The organism is Aquimarina sp. KJ22-3 (assembly GCF_055808215.1).
The window spans coordinates 452,350-477,042 of record NZ_CM147859.1; the positions used below are offsets into that span (position 1 = coordinate 452,350).

21 protein-coding genes and 1 tRNA gene are annotated in these 24,693 nt (G+C 36.9%); 16 read left to right on the forward strand and 6 right to left on the reverse strand.

The window, feature by feature from the left end:
• Positions 1-699 precede the first annotated feature (699 nt).
• From AC0L3Q_RS02060 to AC0L3Q_RS02110, 11 genes are all read left to right on the forward strand, one after another.
• On the forward strand, positions 700-2,091 hold the full coding sequence (locus AC0L3Q_RS02060; protein ID WP_473284684.1) for an RtcB family protein: 1,392 nt from the start codon (positions 700-702) through the stop codon (positions 2,089-2,091).
• A gap of 147 nt (positions 2,092-2,238) precedes the next feature.
• A complete protein-coding gene (gene prfH, locus AC0L3Q_RS02065; protein ID WP_473284686.1) occupies positions 2,239-2,934 on the forward strand; it encodes a peptide chain release factor H in 696 nt (231 codons plus the stop codon).
• Between the two features lie 4 nt (positions 2,935-2,938).
• On the forward strand, positions 2,939-3,466 hold the full coding sequence (locus AC0L3Q_RS02070; RefSeq protein WP_073319922.1) for a hypothetical protein: 528 nt from the start codon (positions 2,939-2,941) through the stop codon (positions 3,464-3,466).
• Positions 3,467-4,184: 718 nt separating this feature from the next.
• Positions 4,185-4,424, forward strand: a complete 240-nt coding sequence (locus AC0L3Q_RS02075; RefSeq protein ID WP_473284689.1) for a hypothetical protein — start codon at positions 4,185-4,187, stop codon at positions 4,422-4,424.
• 415 nt (positions 4,425-4,839) lie between these two features.
• The gene (locus tag AC0L3Q_RS02080) at positions 4,840-4,995 is read left to right on the forward strand and encodes a hypothetical protein (protein ID WP_473284691.1); all 156 of its coding nucleotides are present in this window, start codon (positions 4,840-4,842) and stop codon (positions 4,993-4,995) included.
• An 84-nt stretch (positions 4,996-5,079) separates the two neighbouring features.
• A complete protein-coding gene (locus AC0L3Q_RS02085) occupies positions 5,080-7,053 on the forward strand; it encodes a tetratricopeptide repeat-containing sensor histidine kinase (RefSeq protein WP_473284692.1) in 1,974 nt (657 codons plus the stop codon).
• A gap of 12 nt (positions 7,054-7,065) precedes the next feature.
• Complete coding sequence (locus tag AC0L3Q_RS02090; RefSeq protein WP_473284694.1) at positions 7,066-7,734, forward strand: DNA-binding response regulator; 669 nt, start codon at positions 7,066-7,068, stop codon at positions 7,732-7,734.
• 12 nt (positions 7,735-7,746) lie between these two features.
• Positions 7,747-8,259, forward strand: a complete 513-nt coding sequence (locus AC0L3Q_RS02095) for a hypothetical protein (protein ID WP_473284695.1) — start codon at positions 7,747-7,749, stop codon at positions 8,257-8,259.
• A gap of 213 nt (positions 8,260-8,472) precedes the next feature.
• Entirely contained in the window at positions 8,473-9,042 is a 570-nt protein-coding gene (locus AC0L3Q_RS02100) for an RNA polymerase sigma factor (protein ID WP_473284697.1), read from the forward strand.
• Between the two features lie 776 nt (positions 9,043-9,818).
• A tRNA-Arg gene (locus AC0L3Q_RS02105) sits at positions 9,819-9,891 on the forward strand.
• A gap of 40 nt (positions 9,892-9,931) precedes the next feature.
• Positions 9,932-10,108: a hypothetical protein gene (locus AC0L3Q_RS02110; protein WP_473284699.1), complete on the forward strand. Its 177-nt coding sequence runs from the start codon at positions 9,932-9,934 to the stop codon at positions 10,106-10,108.
• A 580-nt stretch (positions 10,109-10,688) separates the two neighbouring features.
• On the opposite strand, the gene AC0L3Q_RS02115 is transcribed toward AC0L3Q_RS02110, so the two are convergent.
• The 6 genes from AC0L3Q_RS02115 to AC0L3Q_RS02140 form a co-directional block, all read right to left on the reverse strand.
• A complete protein-coding gene (locus tag AC0L3Q_RS02115; RefSeq protein WP_473284700.1) occupies positions 10,689-12,128 on the reverse strand; it encodes a TULIP family P47-like protein in 1,440 nt (479 codons plus the stop codon).
• Between the two features lie 83 nt (positions 12,129-12,211).
• Positions 12,212-13,921 carry a TULIP family P47-like protein gene (locus tag AC0L3Q_RS02120; protein WP_473284701.1) on the reverse strand — a complete coding sequence of 570 codons (1,710 nt, stop codon included), beginning with the start codon at positions 13,919-13,921 and terminating at the stop codon, positions 12,212-12,214.
• A 97-nt stretch (positions 13,922-14,018) separates the two neighbouring features.
• Positions 14,019-15,755 (reverse strand): TULIP family P47-like protein, encoded by a 1,737-nt coding sequence (locus AC0L3Q_RS02125; RefSeq protein ID WP_473284702.1) that lies wholly within the window; start codon positions 15,753-15,755, stop codon positions 14,019-14,021.
• Positions 15,756-15,804: 49 nt separating this feature from the next.
• Complete coding sequence (locus AC0L3Q_RS02130; protein ID WP_473284703.1) at positions 15,805-17,118, reverse strand: TULIP family P47-like protein; 1,314 nt, start codon at positions 17,116-17,118, stop codon at positions 15,805-15,807.
• A 313-nt stretch (positions 17,119-17,431) separates the two neighbouring features.
• The gene (locus tag AC0L3Q_RS02135; protein ID WP_473284704.1) at positions 17,432-19,120 is read right to left on the reverse strand and encodes a helix-turn-helix domain-containing protein; all 1,689 of its coding nucleotides are present in this window, start codon (positions 19,118-19,120) and stop codon (positions 17,432-17,434) included.
• A gap of 15 nt (positions 19,121-19,135) precedes the next feature.
• The gene (locus AC0L3Q_RS02140; RefSeq protein ID WP_473284705.1) at positions 19,136-20,833 is read right to left on the reverse strand and encodes a helix-turn-helix domain-containing protein; all 1,698 of its coding nucleotides are present in this window, start codon (positions 20,831-20,833) and stop codon (positions 19,136-19,138) included.
• A 365-nt stretch (positions 20,834-21,198) separates the two neighbouring features.
• Between AC0L3Q_RS02140 and AC0L3Q_RS02145 the strand changes: the two genes are divergently transcribed.
• The 5 genes from AC0L3Q_RS02145 to AC0L3Q_RS02165 all read left to right on the forward strand — a co-directional run bounded on the left by AC0L3Q_RS02145 (position 21,199) and on the right by AC0L3Q_RS02165 (position 24,653).
• Positions 21,199-21,447: a hypothetical protein gene (locus AC0L3Q_RS02145; RefSeq protein WP_473284707.1), complete on the forward strand. Its 249-nt coding sequence runs from the start codon at positions 21,199-21,201 to the stop codon at positions 21,445-21,447.
• A 76-nt stretch (positions 21,448-21,523) separates the two neighbouring features.
• Complete coding sequence (locus AC0L3Q_RS02150; protein ID WP_473284708.1) at positions 21,524-22,129, forward strand: hypothetical protein; 606 nt, start codon at positions 21,524-21,526, stop codon at positions 22,127-22,129.
• Between the two features lie 102 nt (positions 22,130-22,231).
• Positions 22,232-22,852, forward strand: coding sequence for a hypothetical protein (locus AC0L3Q_RS02155; protein ID WP_473284710.1), 621 nt, complete (start codon positions 22,232-22,234; stop codon positions 22,850-22,852).
• An 86-nt stretch (positions 22,853-22,938) separates the two neighbouring features.
• Positions 22,939-23,577, forward strand: coding sequence for a TlpA family protein disulfide reductase (locus AC0L3Q_RS02160; protein WP_473284711.1), 639 nt, complete (start codon positions 22,939-22,941; stop codon positions 23,575-23,577).
• Positions 23,578-23,597: 20 nt separating this feature from the next.
• On the forward strand, positions 23,598-24,653 hold the full coding sequence (locus tag AC0L3Q_RS02165) for a TlpA family protein disulfide reductase (protein WP_473284712.1): 1,056 nt from the start codon (positions 23,598-23,600) through the stop codon (positions 24,651-24,653).
• Positions 24,654-24,693 lie beyond the last annotated feature (40 nt).

Consider the following 24,693-nt stretch of genomic DNA (forward strand, 5'->3'; position numbering starts at 1 on the left):
GGATAAGTCTAAGACCTACAGAGACTTGCATGTATGATTACTATCTGTTGAAAAACGGACAAGGATGCTATTGCCTAATTTTTATCATAACTAATTGATAATCAATAAAATAATTTGAATTTTATTTGCGTAATTCAAAAACTCATTTCATATTTGCACCGTCAAAACGATTAACGTTCATGACATGATTATACTGAGACGGACACTGAGCTCGTCGAAGTGTAAGCGAGAGAATAAATAATAATCTATAAAACCGAAGTACAATGATTGTTGAAATATCAAAAACTTTAGCTGCAGGAGAACCAGGTTCTTTTCAGCTACCGCTTCGGGACTTCACTATACAATAGTTGCTATATGATAGTACAAGAAGTCCGAAGCCAAAAGTTTCGGATTTTTTGTTTCTACATTATCACCCAGAGCCAAAAACTCAGGAAAACACAAAGACGAACACTGAGCCTGTCGAAGTGTGCCGAAGTGAGTGTGTCAAAACCATCCGAGATTTTATCAAAACAATACCTAGCGTTAGGGATTACTCATGGCATTCTATCTTTTAAGAAATCGTGAATGCAGAGCATTTGAGGCGACATCCTTTTATGTAGAATCCTGAGGTTCTCGAAGGAATCTGCATAAAAGATACAACCAAAAGCCCGACCCACTGTCACGATAGTGCAGTAGGGGAACGCCTAAATTTTTGAAATCATGGGAAAGAAACTAAGCGGAAAAGACCTGATTAAACTGGGTTTTCCGAAAAACAATAGCATTAATGTGACTTTGGGTCATATCAATAGATATCATAAACGAATAAAAAAAGAACAAATATTAACAGAAGCCAAAAAAGTGCTGCTCAATCCCGAAAATTATAAAGGGGATGGAGTTTGGGGTAAGGTAGCCGAAAGTTTGCTAAGCCCGGTCGAGGTAAAAAGACACGCTTTGAAAACGACACGATCTCCTTTTGCCATATATGGCGAAAATGAAATCGATGATCAGGCAAAATACCAACTGTATGATGCATTAAAATTACCGGTAGCCGTTGCAGGAGCATTAATGCCCGATGCACATACAGGATATGGATTGCCAATTGGTGGGGTGTTGGCCACCCAAGACGCTGTGATCCCTTATGGAGTAGGAGTGGATATAGGATGTAGAATGTGTTTAACGATATATCCGATACCAGTTTCTTTTTTGAAAGGAAAGAAACACCAACTCGAAAACATACTGGCAGAGCATACCAAATTCGGGATGTACGAAACCCATAAGATCAAACATGATCATGAGGTGTTTGAACGAGATGAGTTTACAACCATTCCGTTTGTAAAGCGATTAAAAGACAAAGCCTATAAGCAATTGGGAACCTCTGGAGGAGGAAACCATTTTGTAGAATTTGGCGAGGTAACCATTACCGATGTCGACAACGCTTGGGATTTGCCAGTAGGATCTTATATAGGATTGTTATCACATAGCGGATCTCGTGGATTGGGGGCCAATATTGCCAAACATTATACCTATCTGGCCACAAAGCAATGTCCGTTGCCCAAACATGTGCAACAACTGGCTTGGTTGGATATGAATACGCACGATGGGCAGGAATATTGGCTGGCGATGAACTTGGCAGGAGATTATGCAAAGGCATGTCACGATGATATTCATAAGAGAATTGGAAAGTTATTGGGATCAAAACCAGTAGCCAAGATTGAAAATCATCACAATTTTGCCTGGAAACAAGAGGTTAACGGTGTGGAGTGTATTGTACACAGAAAGGGAGCTACCCCAGCCGCCAAAAGCGAGTTGGGAATCATCCCGGGATCGATGACGGCGCCAGGCTTTATTGTAAGAGGACTGGGGAATGAGGAAAGTTTGCAATCTGCATCGCACGGAGCGGGACGAGTCTTATCCAGGCGAAAATGTAAGGAAACCTTAACGCGTAGCGAAGTAAAAAAGGAATTGAAAGCGCACGAGGTAACCTTGATTGGCGGAGGGATAGACGAAGCACCCATGGCGTACAAGGACATCCATAAGGTGATGGCCAATCAACAAGAACTGGTGGAAGTGCTGGGGACATTTACACCAAAAATTGTAAGAATGGATACATAGAAGGAGGAAAGAGCATTACCGTACACAGAGCCTGTCGAAGTGTACGGTAAGCGCTCCATCTCTAGGAAGAAATAGGGATAACTCTGGAAATTTTGGTTCGTTTTTTCATCAATGGAAAAAATGAACAGGAAATAAAGAAAAAGAATTATGAATCAAAAGATAATACAAATAACTGCAGGTAGAGGTCCAGCAGAATGTTGCTGGGTAGTGGCCCAGGTACTTAAATATTTTTTGGAAGAAGTACAACAACAAGGTTTTGAATATACCGTCATCCAAAGAATCGCCGGAGTAGAAAATGGCACAGTACAATCGGCTACGGTACAGCTAGAAGGTAAAGAGCTGGATAGCTTTGTAAAATCGTGGATCGGTACTATACAATGGATCGGTACCTCAAAGTTTAGGAAATATCATAAACGAAAAAATTGGTTTATCGGATTGTATGAATTGGAGCAAATCGCAAATCAACAAATACATCAAAAGGATATCACTTTTGAAACCATGCGAAGCACCGGCCCTGGAGGGCAACACGTCAACAAGGTAAACTCGGCAGTACGGGCAACCCATCTGCCCACCAAAACCAGTGTGGTAGTGATGGATAGCAGATCGCAACATCAAAATAAAAAGCTAGCGATCCAAAGATTACAAGAAAAGCTTATTGCGATTGGCTTGGAGCAATTAAAACAATCGATCACCGATCAGTGGGAAAATCATCTCTCGGTACAACGGGGAAATCCCATACGGGTGTACAAGGGATCAGATTTTAAAAAACAGAAGAAGGTAAAAACCTTCAAAACAAAAAGAAATCAACTCAAAAAAGAGTTGCGTAACGAATTAAAGAACTAGAACGATGAATACTATATTAGATAAGTATTTGCTTCAGGCGCTGGATGCATACCCATATAATCTCGACGAGGTGGTGGAGTCTTTGAACTATGCACTATCGTATAACGAAAAGAATCCAATGGCGTTGTGCTTATTGGGGCAGATCCATGCCGAGAGCCTTAGAAATTATGAAGTAGCCAAAGAGTATTTTCAGCAAGCTCTGGCAGAAGATATGTATACGTTGGAGGTGTACCCAAAATACATCAATGTATTACTATGGAATGAAGATTACAAAGAAGCCGAAAAATTGATTGATTTCGCACTAACAGTAAAAGGAACGGATAAAGCGATGTTATATCTTAAAAAAGCCATTCTTTTTGAACATAAAAGAAAGTATAAAAAAGCTTTAAAATGTTTGAAGTTGGCCAAAACCAATGCCTATAACAATCAATTTATTCACGATTTGAAAGAGGAGAAGAACAGAATCAAAGGTAAAATGCCTAAGAAAAAAACTGAGAATCAGCCCTCTGGAGAAGCGAAAAAGGACAATTAGGAAAATCTTGTAAGATTTCGTATATTAATACTATCAATGAACCAACATAATATACATATCGAAAAATTACAAGTACTGCTTGGGCAGTGTGATAGCAGATGGATTTTAATCAAATCCGTCGGCGGGACGTATGTAGATTATGGTGATTCTTTTACATAAGGAATACCAGAAAAATCAATATATCAAAAGCGTCCAAGAAATTGGGCGCTTTTTTTGTGGTATACAAATAGATAAGTACATAAATCGACAAACACCTAAGTAAATGACCTCGGAGAAACCCATGAAGTAGTGATCAGAATATAATTTTGATTACCACGCAAACCTCGGAGGATTTAAATCTCGATTATCGAGTAAAACAGCAATTTAGAATTGCAACTATTGAATGATTTGAACGTAGTTTAATTGTAAAAACGAATACAAAGTAAAAACACCTTTAAAGTGATTGTAAAAAAGCAAATCGCTGATCTGTAAATGATTGCCTAAACCCCAAAAAATTCGCTAAGTAGCGAATAGGGAGATCTTTGCTTTAAATTATTGTAACTATTTGATAATCAATAAAATAACTGTTAAAAAATTTGTGGATTTAAGAAAATATTTAGATATTTGGTACTCATTAAAACAATAAATAGTATCTGTAATATTCACTACGCAAAAAGAATGCGTAGTACTCGCAGAGATTTGTAGAACATATAATTTAAAAACAACTAAAATGTAAACAATGAAGTATAGTAAATTTTATAACAAGGATCAGGAGCTAATAGCCTTCCTGTTGGCCGATACTTTTGGAGGCATTCTTGGCGTAGGATTAGATACTTCGGTTGTTGATCCTCTTCCAGCCAACGTGCACCAACCAAAAAGCATAAAAAAACTGAAAAGAGTAGTTGCAACTATATGTAAGAACTCTGGCGAGGTACTGATTAGAGATAATTATACTTCCCGCAAGGCTTTAATTTCATAAAGCTGGTTTTTAGTAAAAGGAGTCACATAGGCTGGTTTTGATAACCTGCCGATTTGATTGCCCTTAGTATCGGTTACTTGTTTCCTAGACGATAAGCGTATCGTATCGCAATAGGTGTTCTTTGGTGTGTTGATTCGCACAAAAGAAAGGTAGTACAAACATCGATTGCCACAGATAGTGCTTAGGACTAAGGATCGACTAGGAATTGGTAATGCACTGATCCATTATAAATAATCCAACTGCAGTTGTCGGTTACCCAAAAGGGGAAAGTAGGGTGCCGCAACTGTACAGGATGTCTCTTTCCCAAAACCAAATGACCATTTCCCATGGGTATCAGGTAGGCAATACATGCCAATCTGGGGGTAGATACCTATGGCGTATCCCAAACACGGAAAACAAAAAAACAACAAACAACATGAAAACTTTGAAATACATATTATTAGCAATACTCCTAGGAATCAACTTAGTCTCTTGTGAGGCTCCTCCAATCCAGGATGAGGTTGGAATCGATAACATCGAAACCGTTTCTATCTCTGAGGATGAGGATGAGGATGTAGATCCTGAAGGATAAGGAGTTACTTTAATTTTACTAGAGCTTGATATATATTATCAGGCTCTATTTATTTTTGCTTAATTTTAAGCAAAAATTTTGCTAATGCGATTTTGGTGTAGATTCTTTCTATATACACAGCTTATAAGCTTATTCTTTGCATGTAACACCAAAGATAAACAAGTTGTTAGCAAAAATCTGGAGCTTGATTCCATTGCAATTCAAACTCAATTAGGAAACGATAAATCCTTATCCGTTAAAGAACGTCAAAAACATCTTGAAAAAGCAGATTTGTTAATCAATGAATTATCCAATGGAGCAACTAAAATTGCTGAGATTCATGGTCTTTCGGTAGATTATTATTTCTTAAAAGATTATGAAAAATATAGGGCTTTGAATCAAGAAGCTTTGGAATTATCATTGAAATTACAAGATTCAAGTGCGATAGCAAAGTCGTATTCCAATCTAGGAATTTTTTATAGATCTAATCAACCAGATGTAGCGTATGAAAATTTTTATGAGTCCAAAAAAATTTATGAGGCGTTTGAAAAAAACAGAGATGTAAAATCATATGCATATGATTATGGAAAGGTTTTGATTGATTTAGCAAAAATCAAAAGAAAATCCAAGGATTATGTGGAAAGTGAATCTTTGACAATAAAAGCTGTTGAGTTATTTCAAAAATCGGACAATAAGAGGTATATATCTTTTTGTTATACTAATTTAGGTACTATTGCTAAATATTTAGAGAGATACGACGATGCAATAGAATATCATGAAAAAGCAATTGAAAGTGAGAGGGGATCGGAAGAGGAAATTGAACAAATTCTGATTTCCTTAAATAATATTGGAACAACCTACAAATCTCAAAAGAACTATGACAAAGCAAAATTGTCTTTTTTTAAAGCACTCTCTTATAAGGAATTTTTGAAAAATGATAAAAAAAAGTATGCTAGACTAATTGATAATTTGGCATATGTAAACTTTCTCTCTAATGATTTGGGAGATATACCAGAGCTTTTTTATAAAGCTTTAAAAATAAGAGATAGTATTAATGATAAAATAGGATTAAGCAGTAGTAATTTACATTTGGCAGAGTATTATCAGTCTATTGGGAGTGATAGTATGGCAAAAAGATATGCGCATCAAGCAAAAAGCTTGGCAAAGGAGTTGAATGATAATGACGAACTTTTAAAATCCTATCAAATGTTGTCTGAAGTTAGTGGAGGAGATAAAGGTTTAGCATATTCTAAAGCTTACATTAAACTAAATGACAGCTTAGTGAAGGAAGAGCGCCTGTTTCGTGATAAAATCGCACGTATCCAGTTTGAAACCGAAGAAAAAGAACAAGAAATTGTAGAAAAAGAACAGCAAATTGCCGCGGTTGAAAATCAAAATACAATTTACCTCCTGGGGATGTTATTGTTGGTCATGGGAATTACTTTTGCCATCTACTTTTTTAGACAACGTACCAAATACCTTGCCCAACAAAACCAGATGGTACAGTTTCAAGCCAGTTATGAAACCGAAACTCGGATCTCCAAACGCTTGCATGATGAGCTGGGGAATGATATTTTTCAGGTGATGTTGCAATATCAAAACGATCCTCATGATTCGCAGATCCTCGAAAAGTTAAATACTACCTATGCTAGGGCAAGAGATATTTCCAGAGAAAATAATGAGTTCGATATCGATGAGTCGTTCCCAGAAGAACTGAGCGATATGCTAAAAAACTATACCAAAAATGGGATACAATTGTTGGTTCGTGGATTAGACAAAATCAATTGGCAGGGGTTTGAGGCACCAGTAAAAATAACGGTATATCGGGTATTGCAAGAACTGATGACCAATATGCAAAAACACAGCCAAGCCAGTATGGTGGTTCTGGTATTTAACCAGGATAATAATACACTACATATCAAGTATTCCGACAATGGGGTGGGGATTGACAAAACACAGCTACAATCCAAAAATGGACTACACAATACAGAAAAGCGTATTCGTGCTATAGATGGAACCCTTATCTTTGAATCTGAAAAAGAAAAAGGGTTTAAAGCTAACATCAGCATCCCTAATTAAAACGTTTACAAAATGTTTACGAAAGTATTGGTGGCAGAGGATTACGAAATTGCCAATCAAGGAATCATAAAAGTATTGAATGACAATATTGGTATTCACGAAATTGAGGAAGCCAAATATTGTGATGACGCTTATCTTAAGTTTAGAAAAGCATTTCAGGATGATACCCCGTTTCAGTTGCTTATTACGGATCTTTCTTTTCGGGAAGATCACAAAATACAAGTTCGAACCTCGGGTATTGATTTGATCAGAGATGTACGATTGATACAACCCAATATCAAGGTGATTGTGTACTCACAGGAAGATCGCCCAGACAAGATCAATATGTTGTTTGAGAAATACAAAATCAATGGTTATGTGTGTAAGGGACAACATGCCATCAAAGAATTGATCCATTGTGTAAGTGGTGTGTTCGAGGGACAAACCGTGCTACCACCCGAACTTACAGAGATGGCGGATAACGATGGTTTTGTAGAGCTAGACGACCTGGATATGATCTTACTAGAAGAACTGGCCAAAGGATATACCAAAAAAGAAATAAGATTGAAATTAATTGCCGAAAACATCACACCTAATGGTGAAAGCTCTATCGACAAAAGAGTAAGTAAGCTTTTTGATAATTTTCAAGCCAAAAATACTACGCATTTAGTCGCGATTGTAAAAGATATGGGGTTGTTGTAATTCATTCAAAAAGTGAAAGCAAAAGGAACAATTTTTTATCATGAAGATGATTTCTGCCAAATAGAAATCTTACCGAAAGAAAATGTATTCCATCTTTTGAAGGAAGTAGATAATATTCATGACTTTACCGAAGAGCACGGATATTCAGATATTTATGTTCGGGAAGAACGGAAAGTAGCTTTAAGTACTCGAAAAATAAACAAATTTGAACTTGAAAAGGTATTAGCAGAACTTGAAAACGAAAGACATGCTGAAGTTATTACTGGTTACGGTACCCAATACCGTGAGAAAAGTAAAAATACAATTGGATTTGGAAAGGGTTATGGGGCAGTGTATTTTCAATATGAGAATGATATTGTAATCAACATATGGATTACAAATCTGTTTGAGTTGAATCCTGACCAAATTATCAACGTACTATTCAAGATCGGAGATAAATGGGATTTGATCTTAATGGATTGGAATACTTCAAAACTTGTTGATTTAACCAATAGAGATAGGATCAAGAAATATATAAATCATTGATAACGAAGCTGAATAGGTTTTCTCTGTGATATTCCATCTCACACCCAATCCAATATTACCAAATCGTAAATTTTTCTAAAAAAATCACCCGTTTTACAGAAATCTGTAAGGAGATGTTGTGCTGTCGATTTAAGTTTGTATCAACTTAGCAATGGGGAATATACGGAGCAGTAATTTACTGATCCATAATTAGAAACAGTACAAACTAACACAATGATGAATCAAGACCAAACCATCATCACAGGCATCATTCAAGGGGACGAAAGAATTTTAAACTGTTTTTACAAAGAGAATATACGATACGTACAAGGGTATATTCTTCGCAACTACGGAAACGCAGAAGATGTAGAAGACATCTTTCAGGATGCGTTGGTCGTGTTGTACCAAAAACTAAAAGCGGGTCTGCTAGAGATCAGATTACCGGTACGAACGTATTTCTATGGTATCTGCAAGAATCTTTGGCGCAACCGATTGCGTAAATTAAAACGATCAGTAGTCAATCATGCGCATTATCGCTTTGATGAAGAAGTGGATGAGATCGGTTATGAGGATATCGAAAGCCAGGAACGGGAATTGTTGTACCGAAAACACTTTCAGAACCTAAGCGCCGATCACAGAGAATTATTAGGATTGGTATTCGAAGGGAAATCCATGAAAGAGATCTCGCAGATCAAGGGTTATTCGGTAGGATACACTCGAAAAAAGAAGTTCCTCGCCAAAAAGAAGTTGTTGCGCATGATCGAAGAGGATCCAATGTACAACGAACTAAGAGCAGTTTGCTAAGCAGAAAAAGCAAACAAAAAAGTGAATCGGATAGATAGCTTTCAAAAATAAATTTGGAAGTCTGGATTAAATCGCAAATATTTGTATAACAGAATGGTACAAAAAATCAAAAATATCACAACGATCTCACTGCATAAGCAGTGTAATTACCGTTGGATCCAGAACGGGTCTTTACGGGATTGGGCGTTGTATAGCTATTTTTGATTGTTTTATGAGATAAAATAAACACAAAAACTAGATATAACCAGAAGCGTCCAAGAAATTGGACGCTTTTTTTTATGAATTTTTTTCATCCAATGTACATACGCTAATACATACATAAAAATCACATTTGGAAGGTAAGCATCAGAGAGACAGTAGTATGCGATAACGATCCAATATCTGCATAAAGCGGACGGGAATTCCTATGTCTTGAAATTAAACTTAATCAATTGATAATCAGTAAATTAAATCAAATTTTTCTTGTATATTTCAAATATAGTTTTCATCTTTGCCTTGTGATTGGAACAAATCAAAACGAACAGCTCACATAATAATAGATAGAAAAGAAAATACATTTAAAAACAGAAAATCATGACACCAATTTGCACACTACATAGACTAAATCGCCTGGGAGCTAAGCAGGTGATCTACTGGTCTAATGTGTACATAAAGGGTGTCTGTAGTATAACAAGAAATAGGAAGTATATGTAGTAGTTGCATAGCATCCTAAGATCTAGAAGAAGACGCCCGAACACGGCGTCTTTTTTTGTGCCCAAGATTTTTGGGCAACACCAAGGAATATAGTTCAATCGGAGAGAACGTTGGGTTACGACCCCAGAGATGCGAGTTCGAGTCTTGCTATTCCTATCAGAATACAAACCATGTCTAATCCATAAATGATAAAACAATGGAAACTCACGTTACTAGCCAAAAAACAGGAACCAAGGGTTGGAAGCAGTTGATCGCCGCAACCATGAGGAAGTGGGCTGCAAGTTATATCCAATCTATGAGCAAAGCCTTGTACCCTCCCGAAACTAAAGGGGTACAAAGTAAAAACGATAGGCATCGTAGTTTTTATAAATAATAAGAACTATGCATGATTGAGTTCTTTTTTGATCAGAAGAGTAATCATAGGATACTTACAATTATGAATAAACCTTCTGTTCATTTCTTTTGAAATGTATTCCTCTCGCTATGCTCGTCGGATACAGGAAGAAAGAACCAAAGAAAAGGACACTTTTTTATCTGTTGATTTTTACTTTTTTTCAATTGTCAGATAGAATTCGCCATGATGAGGTAGATGAACATCAACCTAATCGTTATGTCTCATTTCATAGGAATTTTTTAGCTATGGCTAAAAACCATCCAGCAAACTCCGCGGTGCCGGGCACCTGGATCTCGGAGCTTTGCAAGATTATTCTGGTGAAAAAGAAAAATCAAGATGTCTATTGGTATATAAAACAACAATATGTTGTGTGTTGATAGAACCCTGATCCAGTGGGGCAGGATTAGAGTTCGACGTAGCGCCCTGCTATGGCATGGGATACATAGCGGGGCTTAATGAAAGGTGTTTTATAAGTACAACATGCTTATTCAAAAAAAACTGCTCAAACCAAAAGTTCAAGCAGTTTTATAATGATTAGTTGATCAAAAGATATTGGTCTCTAGGCAAAATTTAGGTTTCCTCCTAGCTGTAAGGGGCCGTTAAGCCCACAACTTTCTAAGGTATACTCAGAGCCGCTTGACCATTGTATGGGATTAGAAACATTAAATTTCAACAGATCTATTGAGGGGGAATCGTCGGTGTTGACCAATCCTACAATTTCTGGTGTTGCTGCTGCCAACCCTGCCAGGGCACCAATAATTAACGCACCAATAAAAAAGGCAGCTCCATCGGTCAATATTCCCAAAATGATAAGAGCAACCGCCGCGATAATACCAATCATCCACTCTGCAATTTCTACTCCGGGACTTTTATAAGTACCGTGTTGCTCATCTCCAGAACCAATTTCTTTGTATACCAACGTTTGTCCGTTCTTACTGTTTCCTAAATTGATACTATAGGTCTTTGTAGATTGACACCACGCAGTTATTCCCGGGAAAACCTCGGTTTCTGTATACGAAGTTACGATCATATGTTGATCTTGAATCTGAATACTAAAGGTCTTCAAATAGGGTGTATACGAACTGCCACTATGATGAACATCCGGCAATTGAATGGATTTTCCTTCTTTCAATTTGATATAGTGATTATCCGAAGTAACCTCAAAATCATCTACAGAGGCATGTGGCCATTGCAACGGAAATGTAGGTAGCAAAAGATCCTTCAAAAAGCGTTGTCTCGAAATCAGAAAACCAGATTCATCACCATCAGGAATGGTATATGGGCTTATTTGCTGAATATTTGTTGTAGTCGTTCTCCCGCCGGTCATACACAAAACGCCCAATAAACTGTCTTCTTGATTGGTTCTGTCTAAATACGCATAACTGGTTTCCGAAGGATTACAAAACGAAAATGCACCCTTATCAATGATGCGATTCAAGTTTACGGTGGCAAAAATATGGGCAAATTCAGCGATATTTCCATTACACCATCCGGTAATCGCATTTTCTGCGGCATATTTACCAATTCCTGGGGAAATTTCGGATTTCCCCATTTCTAGCGCTATAAAAGAAGCTACCGGATCTTCGGGATTCCCAGACTCACTGCGCACCACTAATTTGTGATAGGTTCCGTCATTTGGGTCGTTAGACTTACTGTCATGAGGTAAATATTTTAGTTTTACCTGGATGATTGCATTTACCGGCCCCGAACTAGAAAATTGAACCTTATCATCTCCATTATAATAATATCCCGAAAGATTCGTAATGGGCAGATTCATTCTTATCAAAGAACCACTTCCTCCCATTACAATTTGCCAATCTCCAAAATCACCTTGACAGTATATTTTGTCGGCTGTATTTTCAAATTCGAAACTCTTGGGAGAGCTTTTTTTATTAATGATCGCTTTATTCACATCCTGAATCGGGATGGCAAAAACCGTATCCCAATTTAAGGTATCTGTAGTGTGCGGGGTATCTGTAACTGTAGAAGTTATACTCATGGTTTTAATTTTTTAAAAGATGAAACACAATTGTTTTTTGGGATACAAAGTCGTTTGCAGACTTCGTACCCCAAAACAATACATTATACCGCGCTAGCTGTTTCTTCAACAACAGATTGTTTGTCTGTATCGGCTGCTTTCAAATCTCCGGTAATCACCAGTGGTCCATTAAGACCTGCAGATTTTAAATCCCAACCTGTAGAGCCTGGAAAAGTGGTAGACCCTATACAATTTGATGCAAAATCATTGAACGTAGGAATATTTTCTAAGTCTCCTTTTGCAACTAACTCCATAAAGGTAGAAATCATCCCTACCGGAGAAGTTAAAATACCTCCCATGGCTCCTCCAAATATCTTCCATTTGTTGGCCGAAATTGCATTTTTAAATCGAGTGGCGTAACCTGGTTTGGCTGCATTTTCTACCGAATTTGCCGCGCTATCGGCTGCATCTTTTTCGGCGTTTTCTATGGCATCTTTACCAGCTTGTTCTGCGGCGTCATTAATTCCATCTTCGGTGATGGTGATCACACCTTGCTCTGCAGATTCGGTAGCTACAGAACCTGCAGCATCAAATAATCCACCAATAGCGCCTCCTACTACCGCACCAACAATCGAAACGGCTATTCCCAAACAGATTTCAAAAATCTCTACACCTTTGGATACGGTTACATTGGTAGTGATCGCTTTTACCGAAGTGCCATCTGTATCTGGTTTAGGAATAAAAACATACCCTCCAGATGAGTTTTGCTTTAATTCAAACTCAAAATGTTGGGTGATGTTCATATGTACATCGATCTCTCCTGGACCTTTCCAGTCCGGCCATTTTGCTGTGGCATCTATGATTTGCAATTGCGCGGTTTGATCGACCAGCCCTAATTGGAAATTACCCGCCTTAATCGTAGGTGTAATTTCCTTACCATTGTCTAATGTAAAATTACCCCAGGTCACATCGTTCTTGTTGGTAATCCACATATTGTCGTTGTCGATTTTGAAATCATCTGTAGAAGATCCTTGGATCGTATACACCGCACCCGGTAAAAAGATGTGTTCCAGTACCTTGGTAGCGCTAAGGGCCAAAGCCGAGTTTGCTCCATCAGGTAATGATTGCAGAATACGATTATCAACTTCATGACTTAGTTGTGTGGGTTGATCTTTGTCTGTCATACTTAAAACGGCAAATACCCCATCATTCAATTTACCACTCACCGAATCCGCACAAGCATAGGTAGTGTATGATGGTTTTAGCCATTGGTAATCTCCTTTGTCTGCGATTACATTTAAGTCTACAGCCGCAAAAATTTGATTAAACTGGGCGATATTGGCACAAAAATAGTTTTGAAATATCCCTGGTAAGGCTTCTTTGAGCAACCCTGCAGGAACATTTGGAAAACTGGAACTAATGATAGAAACTGCGGGATTAGTTGTAGTTCCTGTTGAGTTAACACTCATGGTGTTTACTGTACCTCCCGTTCCTGTTTTATCCTTTGCAGGATAATCTGGATTAGGAATCGTAGACAAATTCACCTGAATTTTTAACCAGGAATCTTTTAAGTCTGATCCCATAGATGTGGTACCGCTCACTAGTTTGCACATCATCTGTAGATTTTGTCCAGCACCACCAGTGGTAACCTGAAAATAGGACCAGGATCCAGTGATTTTAACTTGTGAAGTGGCATCTAACCAGTCTTTAAAATCGGGTAGTTTTGCATTGTCTTTTTGAAAAGCCGTATTAAGGTGATCATAATGGATACCAAAAACAGTATCCCAACCGAAAGTATCTATTGCACTTGCCATTGTTTATATTTTTTAATTGTGATTAATTTTAATGTGTGCGTTTTTGGTAAAAAACGCTTTGGAAACTCAACAAAAGTTAAGTCATCATACCCCTGTATTACACCAGGGTGCCTTCTAGAGATTGCTCAGGTTTTTCCTGAACATCAGCATCTAGTAAATCTCCGGTGATTAAAAGTGGGCCGTTTAAATTCACAGCTTTTAGATCCCAACCGGTATTGCCAGGAAATGTAGTAGTACCTACACAATTTGCTGCAAAGTTGTTGAACGTCGGGATGCTATCCAGGTCCCCATCGGCAGCCATTTTCATGTACTTGGCGATCAAACCAATTTGAGCTCCCATAGCAGATCCCAAAATCCCAGCAAAGACTTTCCATTTGTTGGCATTGAGCGCTGATGCAAAAGATTGTACAAACCCTTTGCTTCCTGCGTTTTCTACAGATTCTGCAGCCGCCTGGAACGATGCTTGTTCCATCTCTTGAATCTCCCCTTGAGAGTCTCTTACAATCAAAGGCACCCACTCTACAGTAGACATTTCTATAGCCGCTTCGGTAGTGGTTTTTACCGTCACTGTTCCGGCGGCATCTACTGCAGCACCCAGTACAGCTCCCAAAATACTTCCTACGATGGCTGCTGCGATTCCTGTACAGATTTCAAAGATCTGAACCCCTTCAGAAACAGAAACATTACAGTTGATATTTACGCTACCATTAGACACAATTTTGTCTCCGTTTTTATCAAATAACGGTTTTGGCATCAGCACATATCCCTTAGATGTTTTCTTTAATTCTAACTCAAAATATTGAGTCATGTTTAAATGAAGATTAATGTCTCCGGGTCCATGCCAACCGGTCCATTCGCAAGTAGCGTCAATCACTTTGATCACCACAAAATTATTCTCGATGCCCATCTGGAAGTTACCAGCCTTGATTACCGGAGAGATTTTGTGCCCGTTGTCCAGCTCAAAATTACCCCAGGTAAGATCCTTGTTGGTAGCGATCCAATTGTTGTCATTGATAATATGGAAATCTTCTGCTTTTGATCCCTGGATGTTGTATACGGCACCCGGTAGCAAAATATGCTCCAGCATTTTGTTTTCGCTAATACAAAAAGCAGAGTTGGTTCCGGTGGGTAGATTTTCGAGAATTCGAGCATCTATCGCATTTTCAAGTAGTCCCGATGGACTGTCGTCTGTAGTGCACAATACTCCAAAAACACTGTTGTCCAAAGTTTGGTCTCTAGCCGGAGCGCAGGCATAAGAGGTAGACGTAGGCATCAGCCACTGGTAGTCTCCTTTGTCTGCCTTCAGGTTAATATCTACCGCCGCAAATACGTGATTAAAACTGGCAATATTATCAATAAAGTACTCCTGGAATATCTGCGGTAACGCCGTTTTTAGCAATTGATCCGAAATATTCGGGAAGGTACTAGTGATAATACTTACCGAAGGATTTTCGATACTCCCATCGGCATTTACTTTGAATAGATGAGGTGTACCACCCGTCCCCGGAACCTGTTTTCCAGGATCATATTTAGGATCTGGTATAGCAGATAACTTTACCTGGATCTCTATAATCCCTCCTGCTAGGTTTCCTGTTTTTCCGTCGCTCACTACAGAACCCGATGTAATCGGGCAAGTCATTTGAAGGTTTTGGCCATCGCCTCCAATAGACAATTGCCAATCACTCCAATCCCCAGAAATAGTGACTTTAGAACCACTATTTTCATAATTAAAATCGCTTGGTGTTCCCTTGCTTTTTACAATCGCCTGGTTCACCGATTTGTAACTAATACCAAAGACGGTGTCCCATCCCAGTAAATCAATTTGATCTGACATAGTTTTAGGTTTTAAAAGTGTTAATAAATCAATTATTGAGCTGCTTCTGCTAGTTCTGGGGGGTGTTTTCTGACGTAGATAAAGCTGAATCTCCTCTCATATAAAATGCTCCTGATAATCCGGCATTTTTAACATCGAAATTGGTTAAACCACTCCAATTCACATTGAATGAAGCAATTTTTGCGATGGATAGATTCCCTCCGGAGTTGATCGAATCACTTACAGACGATGCAACGGCACCGCAGATGGCGTACATCACTCCTGAAACAATTCCTAAAATCACTACTCCTCCGATGGCGGCTCCTACCCAGTCGTACCAAGGGATGTGTTTGCTATAATCTTTTGTAGGGTTGGGATCGGCATCAAAGCTAATCGTCTTGTGATCTGGATGGAAGACGCATTTATTTACAGATCCAATATTAAAAGTGACATAGGCGTTGGCCAGACCGGTAATATCGAATCTACCACCAGCACTGGTTTTTAAAGAATCGCTTTGTACACTAATGTTTAAGCTATTAAGGCTTGGGTAATAAGTGATCAAGCCCCATTTGTGAGAATCGCAACCGATGTTTCCGGTATTTACGATCGAGTTGCCAGACATTTTAAAGCTACCACTATTGGTACCATGGCCGTAGGCCGCGGGTAACCCTGGCATCACCACATGTTCTAAAAACAGATTAGAAGACATGGCAAAATAATAGTTGTACTGACCGTTAAGTAGGGAAGAATCCACATTTTTTTGCAATCCAGAAATATCTCTGTCGGTCACCACGCCTAGCACCGCAAGAGAACCCTCTGATCCTGAAACCGGTTGTGTATAGATATAGGCAAACCTTTTGGGCGTTAGCCAATTTTCTGCACTTGGATTTCCGATACTGGCAAAGATATAGGCCAGTTTGCTTTTGTTGGCGATAAGACATTTTGGAAGGTTATCGTGCAACATGTCTTTTGCAATACCCGTTAGTTTGTTGCTCGTATCTGTATTGACTACAGTTACGGCTCCCGGAGTAGTATCCCCAGGATGGGTTCCTACCACTTTACAGTTAAACTTTAGATTGTCTTCTCCTTTTACGGAGGTGTTTTCGATAAAATCGAGTTGCAGTTCTAATACAGGCGTTACCCCTGCCAGATCATAGGTTTGCCCCATAGCGGTAATGCTTCCCGATTTAATGGGGGTTTCAAAATGTAGCAGGGTGTCTGATCCGCCCTGTACAATGCTCCAGGCATCAAATTCTCCTGTAATTTTGATCCCACTCTCTTCATAGTCAAAAGAGACTATGAGTTGGCTCATGTTGGCTTTCAACTGTTCGTTGACTCTTGAGTTTGAACACGCAAAGACCGTGTCCCATCCGAATAATTCCATAGGTTTTAAGTTTTGATTATTTATCCTTGTTTATGATTACATAATGATAAACACGTCCAATAATATGGGGGTATGATTAACTTGTAGTAATTCCAGGATCAATTTTCCTTACTTAAAATCACCTACCTTAAAGATAACGAATGTCTGTGATAGTTCTTTACGGGTTCCCATAGGGATGGTAAATTTTAAAAGTATGATAACTATTTGCTATTGTATTGTTAAAATAGGATGGAGGCTTTTCGGATCTTATTGAATAGGAGATGGATATGTGGTAATGATGGAAGTGAGTTGTTTTTATTGATAAGGAATGTTTTTACAAACACTGTTTCTCTAATTCCTTAATAAAATAGGAAGGGTAAATCCCTGTTTTTTTATAAAAAGCCTTAGAAAAAGCTTCGGCATTATTAAAGCCAATGTCTTGCGCAATGGCTTTTATGGTATATTTTCTAAAAATAGTATCTGTTTTTAGTTTGTCGATTACATATTCGATACGTAAATCGTTGATGTAGGCACTAAAACTCTTTTCTTTAAAGGTATTGATCACTTTGGATAGATAACTAGAGTTGGATCCGAAGCTTTTGGCCAGATCTTTGGCGTTTAGATTAGATTTTAGATATCCTTTATTTTCCTCGAAGTGTTGTAGTTGATCAATTAGATGATCAAAAGTTTCCTTAGTGATACCGGATGAATTTGCTGCAGTAACGGTTTTCTCTTTTTGATTTGGTGTAGTAGTTTCTTGTAGTAATTTGGTAAATCGGGTTTTATATAATCGTTGTCGATAGTAATAATAGGCAATACCTACCAAACTTAATCCTAAAAGGATCAGAATGATGATATTTTGAGTAGAAATTTTGGAGTTTTCTTGTTCTAGGGATGCTATTAACTCTTCTTTTTCTGCTAGGAGGATTGGTGTGTCGAATTCGTTGTTCAACTTATCCGTAGTGGACCTATACCTACCGTGAAAGATACTATCATTATACAATAACCGATTGATATAATGAAGCTGATTATCTTTATCTTTTATCGATTTATAATACTTTATCAATTCTGGATATGCGGGTCTAGCTTCTGAAATTAAATCATTTGATAGATTAACAAAAGAGTCTATTTTCTTAAAATATCCAATTGCTTTTTCTTTCTGATTCAAAGCGATATATGATTTACCTAGAAAAAAATATCCACTCATTAAATTATGATAGCCAAAGGTCTTTTTATACTTATTGTTCAGAAATTCTTTTATTCCTTTATTTATGAATGATATTGAATTTTCATAATCTTCATGATAATAATACAAGATTCCTTTGTTTAGAGTATAAACACATAGAATATTAGTTGATTTAGATATTTTTTCTCCTTTGGTTTGATAGTAGTAAGCAGAATCAATTTGTTTATTTAATCGATAGGTGGTTATTAAATCTGAAAGAAATCTAAGATATCGTATTGAGTCATTTTGTTTTTTACCTATTTGCGTTTTTTCATACGCTAAGGATTTTTTATAAAGCAATTTAGCTTCATCATATTTTCCAAATTTTCTCTTTAAAGTTGCAATGCTTGAATGAAAAAGAGAGGTATATACAGGAACGTTGTTTTTTTCGGCACTTCTTAATCCATCGAGATAGTAATCTAATGCTTTGTTATACTCGCCTTTTTGCTGAGTGAATATACCTTTGGTCATTTGTATAGCTCCTGTTTGTAATACATGTTTAGTATTGCGCACTTTTGCAATTCCACTATCTAAATACATAATGCGTTTTTCATGGTTATCATAAAAAAAATAGGATATCCAATGATAACCTCTAGCCATTTCGGAGACACTATCAAGATCTTTGGCTTTTTGTAAATAAGTGTTAGCGTACATTCGGTTTAAAGAGGAATCTTTTTCCGCGAATTTTTCATAAAGTTGTTCAAATTCTAAATTATAAATGGAATCAATAGACTGCCCATATCCAAAGCAGGAAATAGTAACACAACTAATAAAAAGTATTTTGGTAACGATATTCATCAATGAAAAGGTTATTTATAGGCAATGTTTCTCTAATTCCTTAATAAAGTAGGAAGGATAAATCCCTGTTTTTTTATAGAAAGCTTTAGAAAAAGCCTCGGCATTATTAAAGCCGATGTCTTGAGCAATGGCTTTTATGGTATATTTTCTAAAAATGGCATCCGTTTTTAGTTTGTCAATGACATATTCAATACGTAAATCATTGATATAGGCACTAAAACTCTTTTCTTTAAAGGTATTGATTACTTTGGATAGATAACTAGAGTTAGAACCGAAGCTTTTGGCCAGATCTTTGGCATTTAAGTTGGATTTTAGATACCCTTTTTGATCTTCAAATTGTTGTAATTGATCAATTAAATGATCAAAGGTTTCTTTAGTAATTCCCGAAGAATTTGTTGTGGCAGTAACGATTTCCTCTTTTTGATTTGGAGCAGTAGTTTCTTGTAGTAATTTGGTAAATCGTGCTTTATACAGTCGTTGTCGATAGTAGTAATAGGCAATACCCACCAAACTTAAGCTCAAAAGGATCAGAATGATGATGTTTTGCGTAGAAATTTTGGAGTTTTGTTGTTCTAGAGAGGTAATGAGTTTTTCTTTTTCTGCGAGGAGGATGGGAGTATCGAATTCGTTGTTCAATTTATCTGTAGTGGATTTATATCTGCCATGAAAGATACTATCATTATACAATAACCGATTGATATAATGAAGCTGATTATCTTTATCTTTTATCGATTTATAATACTTTATTAATTCTGGATATGCGGGTCTAACTTCTGAAATTAAATCATTAGATAGATTAACAAAAGAGTCCATTTTCTTAAAATATCCAATCGCTTTCTCTTTTTGATTTAAAGAGATATATGATTTGCCTAGAAAAAAATATCCGCTCATTAAATTATGATAGCCATAGCTTGAAGGATAATTACAACTTAAAAACTCTTTGACACCCTCTCTAATTGACAATATTGAACCACTGTAGTCATTGTTATAATATTTCAATATTCCTTTGTTTAAAGTATAAACTCCTTTTATATCGGTGATTTGAGATGTTCTTTCCCCTTGATTATAAAAGTATCGAGCTGAATCAATTTCCTTGCTCAACCTATATGTAGTTGTTAAATCAGCAAGAGTCATTAAATATCGTAACGAATCTATTAGTTCTTTGTTTGTCTTTAAATTCTCGTATTGAAGGGATTTTTTATAAAGTAACTTTGCTTCGCCATATTTTCCTAATTTTCGTTTTATGTGGGCAATTCTAGAGTTAAAAACAGATTTATAGTATAAGGAATTCATTTTTTCAGAATTTTCTAATCCTTCAAGATAATATTCCAATGCTCTATTATAATCTCCTCTTAGCTGAGTTACTCTTCCTTTGGTATTACACATCGCTCCGGTTTGTAATACATGCTCTGTATTTTTTACTTTTGATAGACCACTATCAATATAAATGATCCGTTTTTCATAGTTATTTGCAACCAAAAAAGATATCCAAAAATAACCTCTAGCCATTTCAGAAATGCTATCTAGGTCTTTTGCCTTTTGTAAGTAGATATCTGCATATAATCTATTGAGTAAAGTATCTTTTTCGGTATATTGTTTTTCATGAAGTTCTTTAAAATCTAATCTATAGATTGAATCAATAGACTGCCCATATCCAAAACCGGATATAAACATCAAAAGGATCAGAATTGAAATACTTTTTTTAAAGTGCATACGGTAGCATTTATTTCAGATCAAAAGTATCTAAATAAAGAGGTAGAATTCAAAAATCTAGAGGCTATTCGTTAAAATGCTACACGGTTTTTATAAAATCCGAGTCCGGGTTATTGTGGTTTGGTGCAGTGATAAGTAAAACGTGGCTAATATGATGATTTTAATTTATGTAGTTGAAAATCAGATAAATAATTTTTGTTTTTACAGTCGGATTTTATAAAATCAGACTTGTCTTGCTTGCAAAACATATGATTCTCCCCCTACTTTTGATGGCAACAAAACGCAAGGTCCTATCCTTATCTCGAGAAAGTGAGTGACATTATGATTGCGATAAAAATGAATACAAACTCAGTAAAGGGAAAAACATGAATGTCATTATCAAACAAATAGAATTAATAGCGAGAATCGATCAATTGATCCGTCTAGAAGCTACAGGTTGCCCAGTTAGTTTATCCAAACGATTAGGGATTTCAAAAACCACTTTGTATCGCATCATTAATACCATGAAAGATCTAAATGCCCCAGTGGTATACGATCCGTATATTGAAAGCTTTGTATACGAAGAAGCGGTGGGCTTTCAGTTTGGCTTTTTCCATCGTCAGGTGAGTGCTTGATATGGGGAAATAAAATAGCTATCCCATCCAAAAACCCTATATTGGTAACGTATTGGAACAAAAACAAACGTGATCCATGGCTAAAAAAAGTAAGATCAATTATCGGCAGCTTCTTATGGAAACCTTTTTTATTGTTTTTGCCGTTTTATTGGCATTGGTACTTAACGAATGGCGTACGGCTGTAAAAGAACAAGACACGGTGGATAAAGTGCTCGAAAATATCGTAAACGAAATAGAAGCCAACAAAAAAGACCTCGAAGTAAAACATAAATATCATCTCAAAACCTCTCAAGAGATCGGGAGATATTTGGCCAATGATAGCTTGTGGGGGAGTTTGCAATACAATTCGGGAGTAGAAGCAGTAACCCAGTTAATGCCCAAAGGGATTTATAACCCCAATATGCAATCCGGCGCCTGGGATAGTGCTGTACTAAGTGGGGTGGTCAATTCTTTTGATTATGAGGTGTTGTATACGCTTTCTAATCTGTATCAGGTTCAGGAAAGTGGTCCCAATAGCACCTGGAAAATTATTGCTGGTTTCTATTCTGAGGCCGATTCCTTCAATCGGGAAAATGCCAGACAATTGGCATTACGATTTCAACTGGCCTTTGGGGAACTCTATAATCAGGAACGAAGTTTATTGAATAATTATGAAGATGCGTTGAAAACGCTTCAACAATAGGAGTTGATTGTGATTAGAATGGGTAACATTTCGATAGATTAGAACATATAAAGATACATTAGTCTTGCTCACTTTGTTTTGGGCATATAAAATCAAACCATCATGAAATACCTACTACCACTTTGTCTTTTCGCCGTGTTGATTTCCTGTCAGAATAAGGAAACAGCTATTGCAACGCCAACTAATCCTGATAGTTATCAGATACTGCTGCAAGAACAGCAAGCAGAACAAGTATTGAATCAAAAATCTGGTACCGCAAAACCCGCGGCCTGGCTGGATGAAACGCCTTCTTTTCTAAGAGATATTCCAGAGGCCGATACGTTAGAGGTTCGGTTAACTCGATTTTTGGGTGCGCGAAAAATAAAGGAATTATATGCCAATGGAAGCTTGGATAGCATCAAATATCCGATGGATAGTATAAAAAGAGGAATATATGTGGTCAATGGATATCGTGATGGGCAGCAGTTTGTGGTTATCGATGCCAATAATAACTACAGTTTTAAAGACGATACTGTTTTTTACTTTAAAAACGATTTTAAACATCGTATTCCCAAAGATCCTTTGCTTCGAGATAGCATTCCTTTTGTAACCGTGATGTATCAGGATTTTGACGGGGAACAACTCATCGAGAAAACTATGAAAGTAAAACCGCTACCAGAAAAACTGCCTTATGAAGAGTTTTTGAACAAGGAGCAATTGAAGCAAATTCCCCAAGGCAATTAAAGGATAGTTTCGCTATAAAACTGTTTTATCAGCAAGATTGGGAAGGACAATTGCAGTTAGAAGACAAATACTATGTAGTTAATGTCATGAAGTGGTTCCAAGGTTCAAAAGTGCAATTTTATGAAGGCCCCAGAGATGCGATTATAATCGATCCTCAAAATCAGGGATATACCATAAAAGATAGTATCAAATTAGGAAACTCCTATTATGTATTGGATAGCCTTACCCCAAAGAAGGATCAATTGTTTATCCGAAAACTGGATATCGAAGCTCCAAAATGGGGATACCGCATAGGAGAGACCACGGTAGATTTTACATTCGAAAATATCGATGCAGAGCAAAAAAAGATAAGTGAGGTATTTGACGGTAAAGAATATGTGTTGATTGACTTTTGGGGAACCTGGTGTGGACCTTGTACAGCACTTACTCCCGATCTGGTACGAATGTCTCAGGAATATGAAAATAAGATGGCATTGTTGAGTATCGCTTTCGATCAAAAGAAAGAACCTCTGGTAGCGTACATTGCCAAAAACAATATGGCATGGGAACATGTTTTTGTTGAAGGGTATGCCAAAGCGAATATGAAAGAAAAACCAAGGCTCATCAAAAACTTTGCTGTAGAGGGATATCCCACTTTTATCTTACTGAATTCAAAACTGGAAATAGTACATCGTGGTACAGGAAAACCTGCTTTAGATAAGATAGAAGGGATGATTAAATCTTAACAGGCACTAACCGATTTTTTATGAAACGGTTGCTTTATTTGCTTTTTGCTGCTGCTATAATTTCTTGCCAACAAAAGTTGGTTAAAGATCATGTGGTGTTGTCAGGTAAGATTAAAGACCCGATACCTTCTAAAAATATCACCATTAGCAGTTCGGACATCGACCAGGAGCATAAAGGTTTGAATTATAGAGAAACTATTGAAGTATTGGAGGATGGAACTTTTTTGGATACTTTGAAGCTTCCCGACAATGAATATGATTTTTCTTATAATAGAGAGAATCTGTCCATTGATATCAAAAAGGGATATGATTTAAAAATTAACTTCGATGCAAAAGCATTGGTAACATCTATAAATTTTGAAGGTGCAGGCTATGCTTTTAATCAGTTTAATGCAGATAAAAAGAGGTTAAAAGCTAGTGTAGAAAAGGAATATGTTAAAAATAACATTTCTGATATAGATAGTTTTATACGATCTTTTTCAGATAAACAATATCAGTTGATTCAGGATTATAATGATTTGCTGCAGGACTCAATTCTGAAAAAAGAAAAACAAAAGATCACTGATTTTTTTTCGAATGAAAAGTATGTTCAATTATACGTTAAACAATTAAAGACGATAAAAGCTAAGAAAAAGATGATGGGGACACATGCCTTGAATTTCTCTTTCGAGGATAGGCAAGGGTCGATAGTGTCTTTATCAGATTTTAAAGGAAAATATGTCTTTTTGGATATTTGGGCAACATGGTGTGGCCCGTGTAAGTTTCAACTTCCCTTTTTAGAGAAGATATATCAAGAATTCAAGGAAGAAAATATTGTTTTTGTAGGTATTTCTATAGACAGCCCTCAAGATAAAATGAAATGGTTGGATATTTTAGAAATAGAAAATCATGTAGGAGTGCAGTTATTCGAAAACCAAGGAGGGGAATCTAATTTTATCTCTTCTCTAAAAATCAATACCATACCTAGATATCTTATTATAGATCCTAATGGTCGAATTGTAGATACAGATGCGCCAAGACCATCTTCTGAAAATGAATTAGCGAGAGCCTTACATGATTTATTAGATACAAAATAAAACTATTGCAAGCGTTTCAAATAATGAAACTAGGTATAAC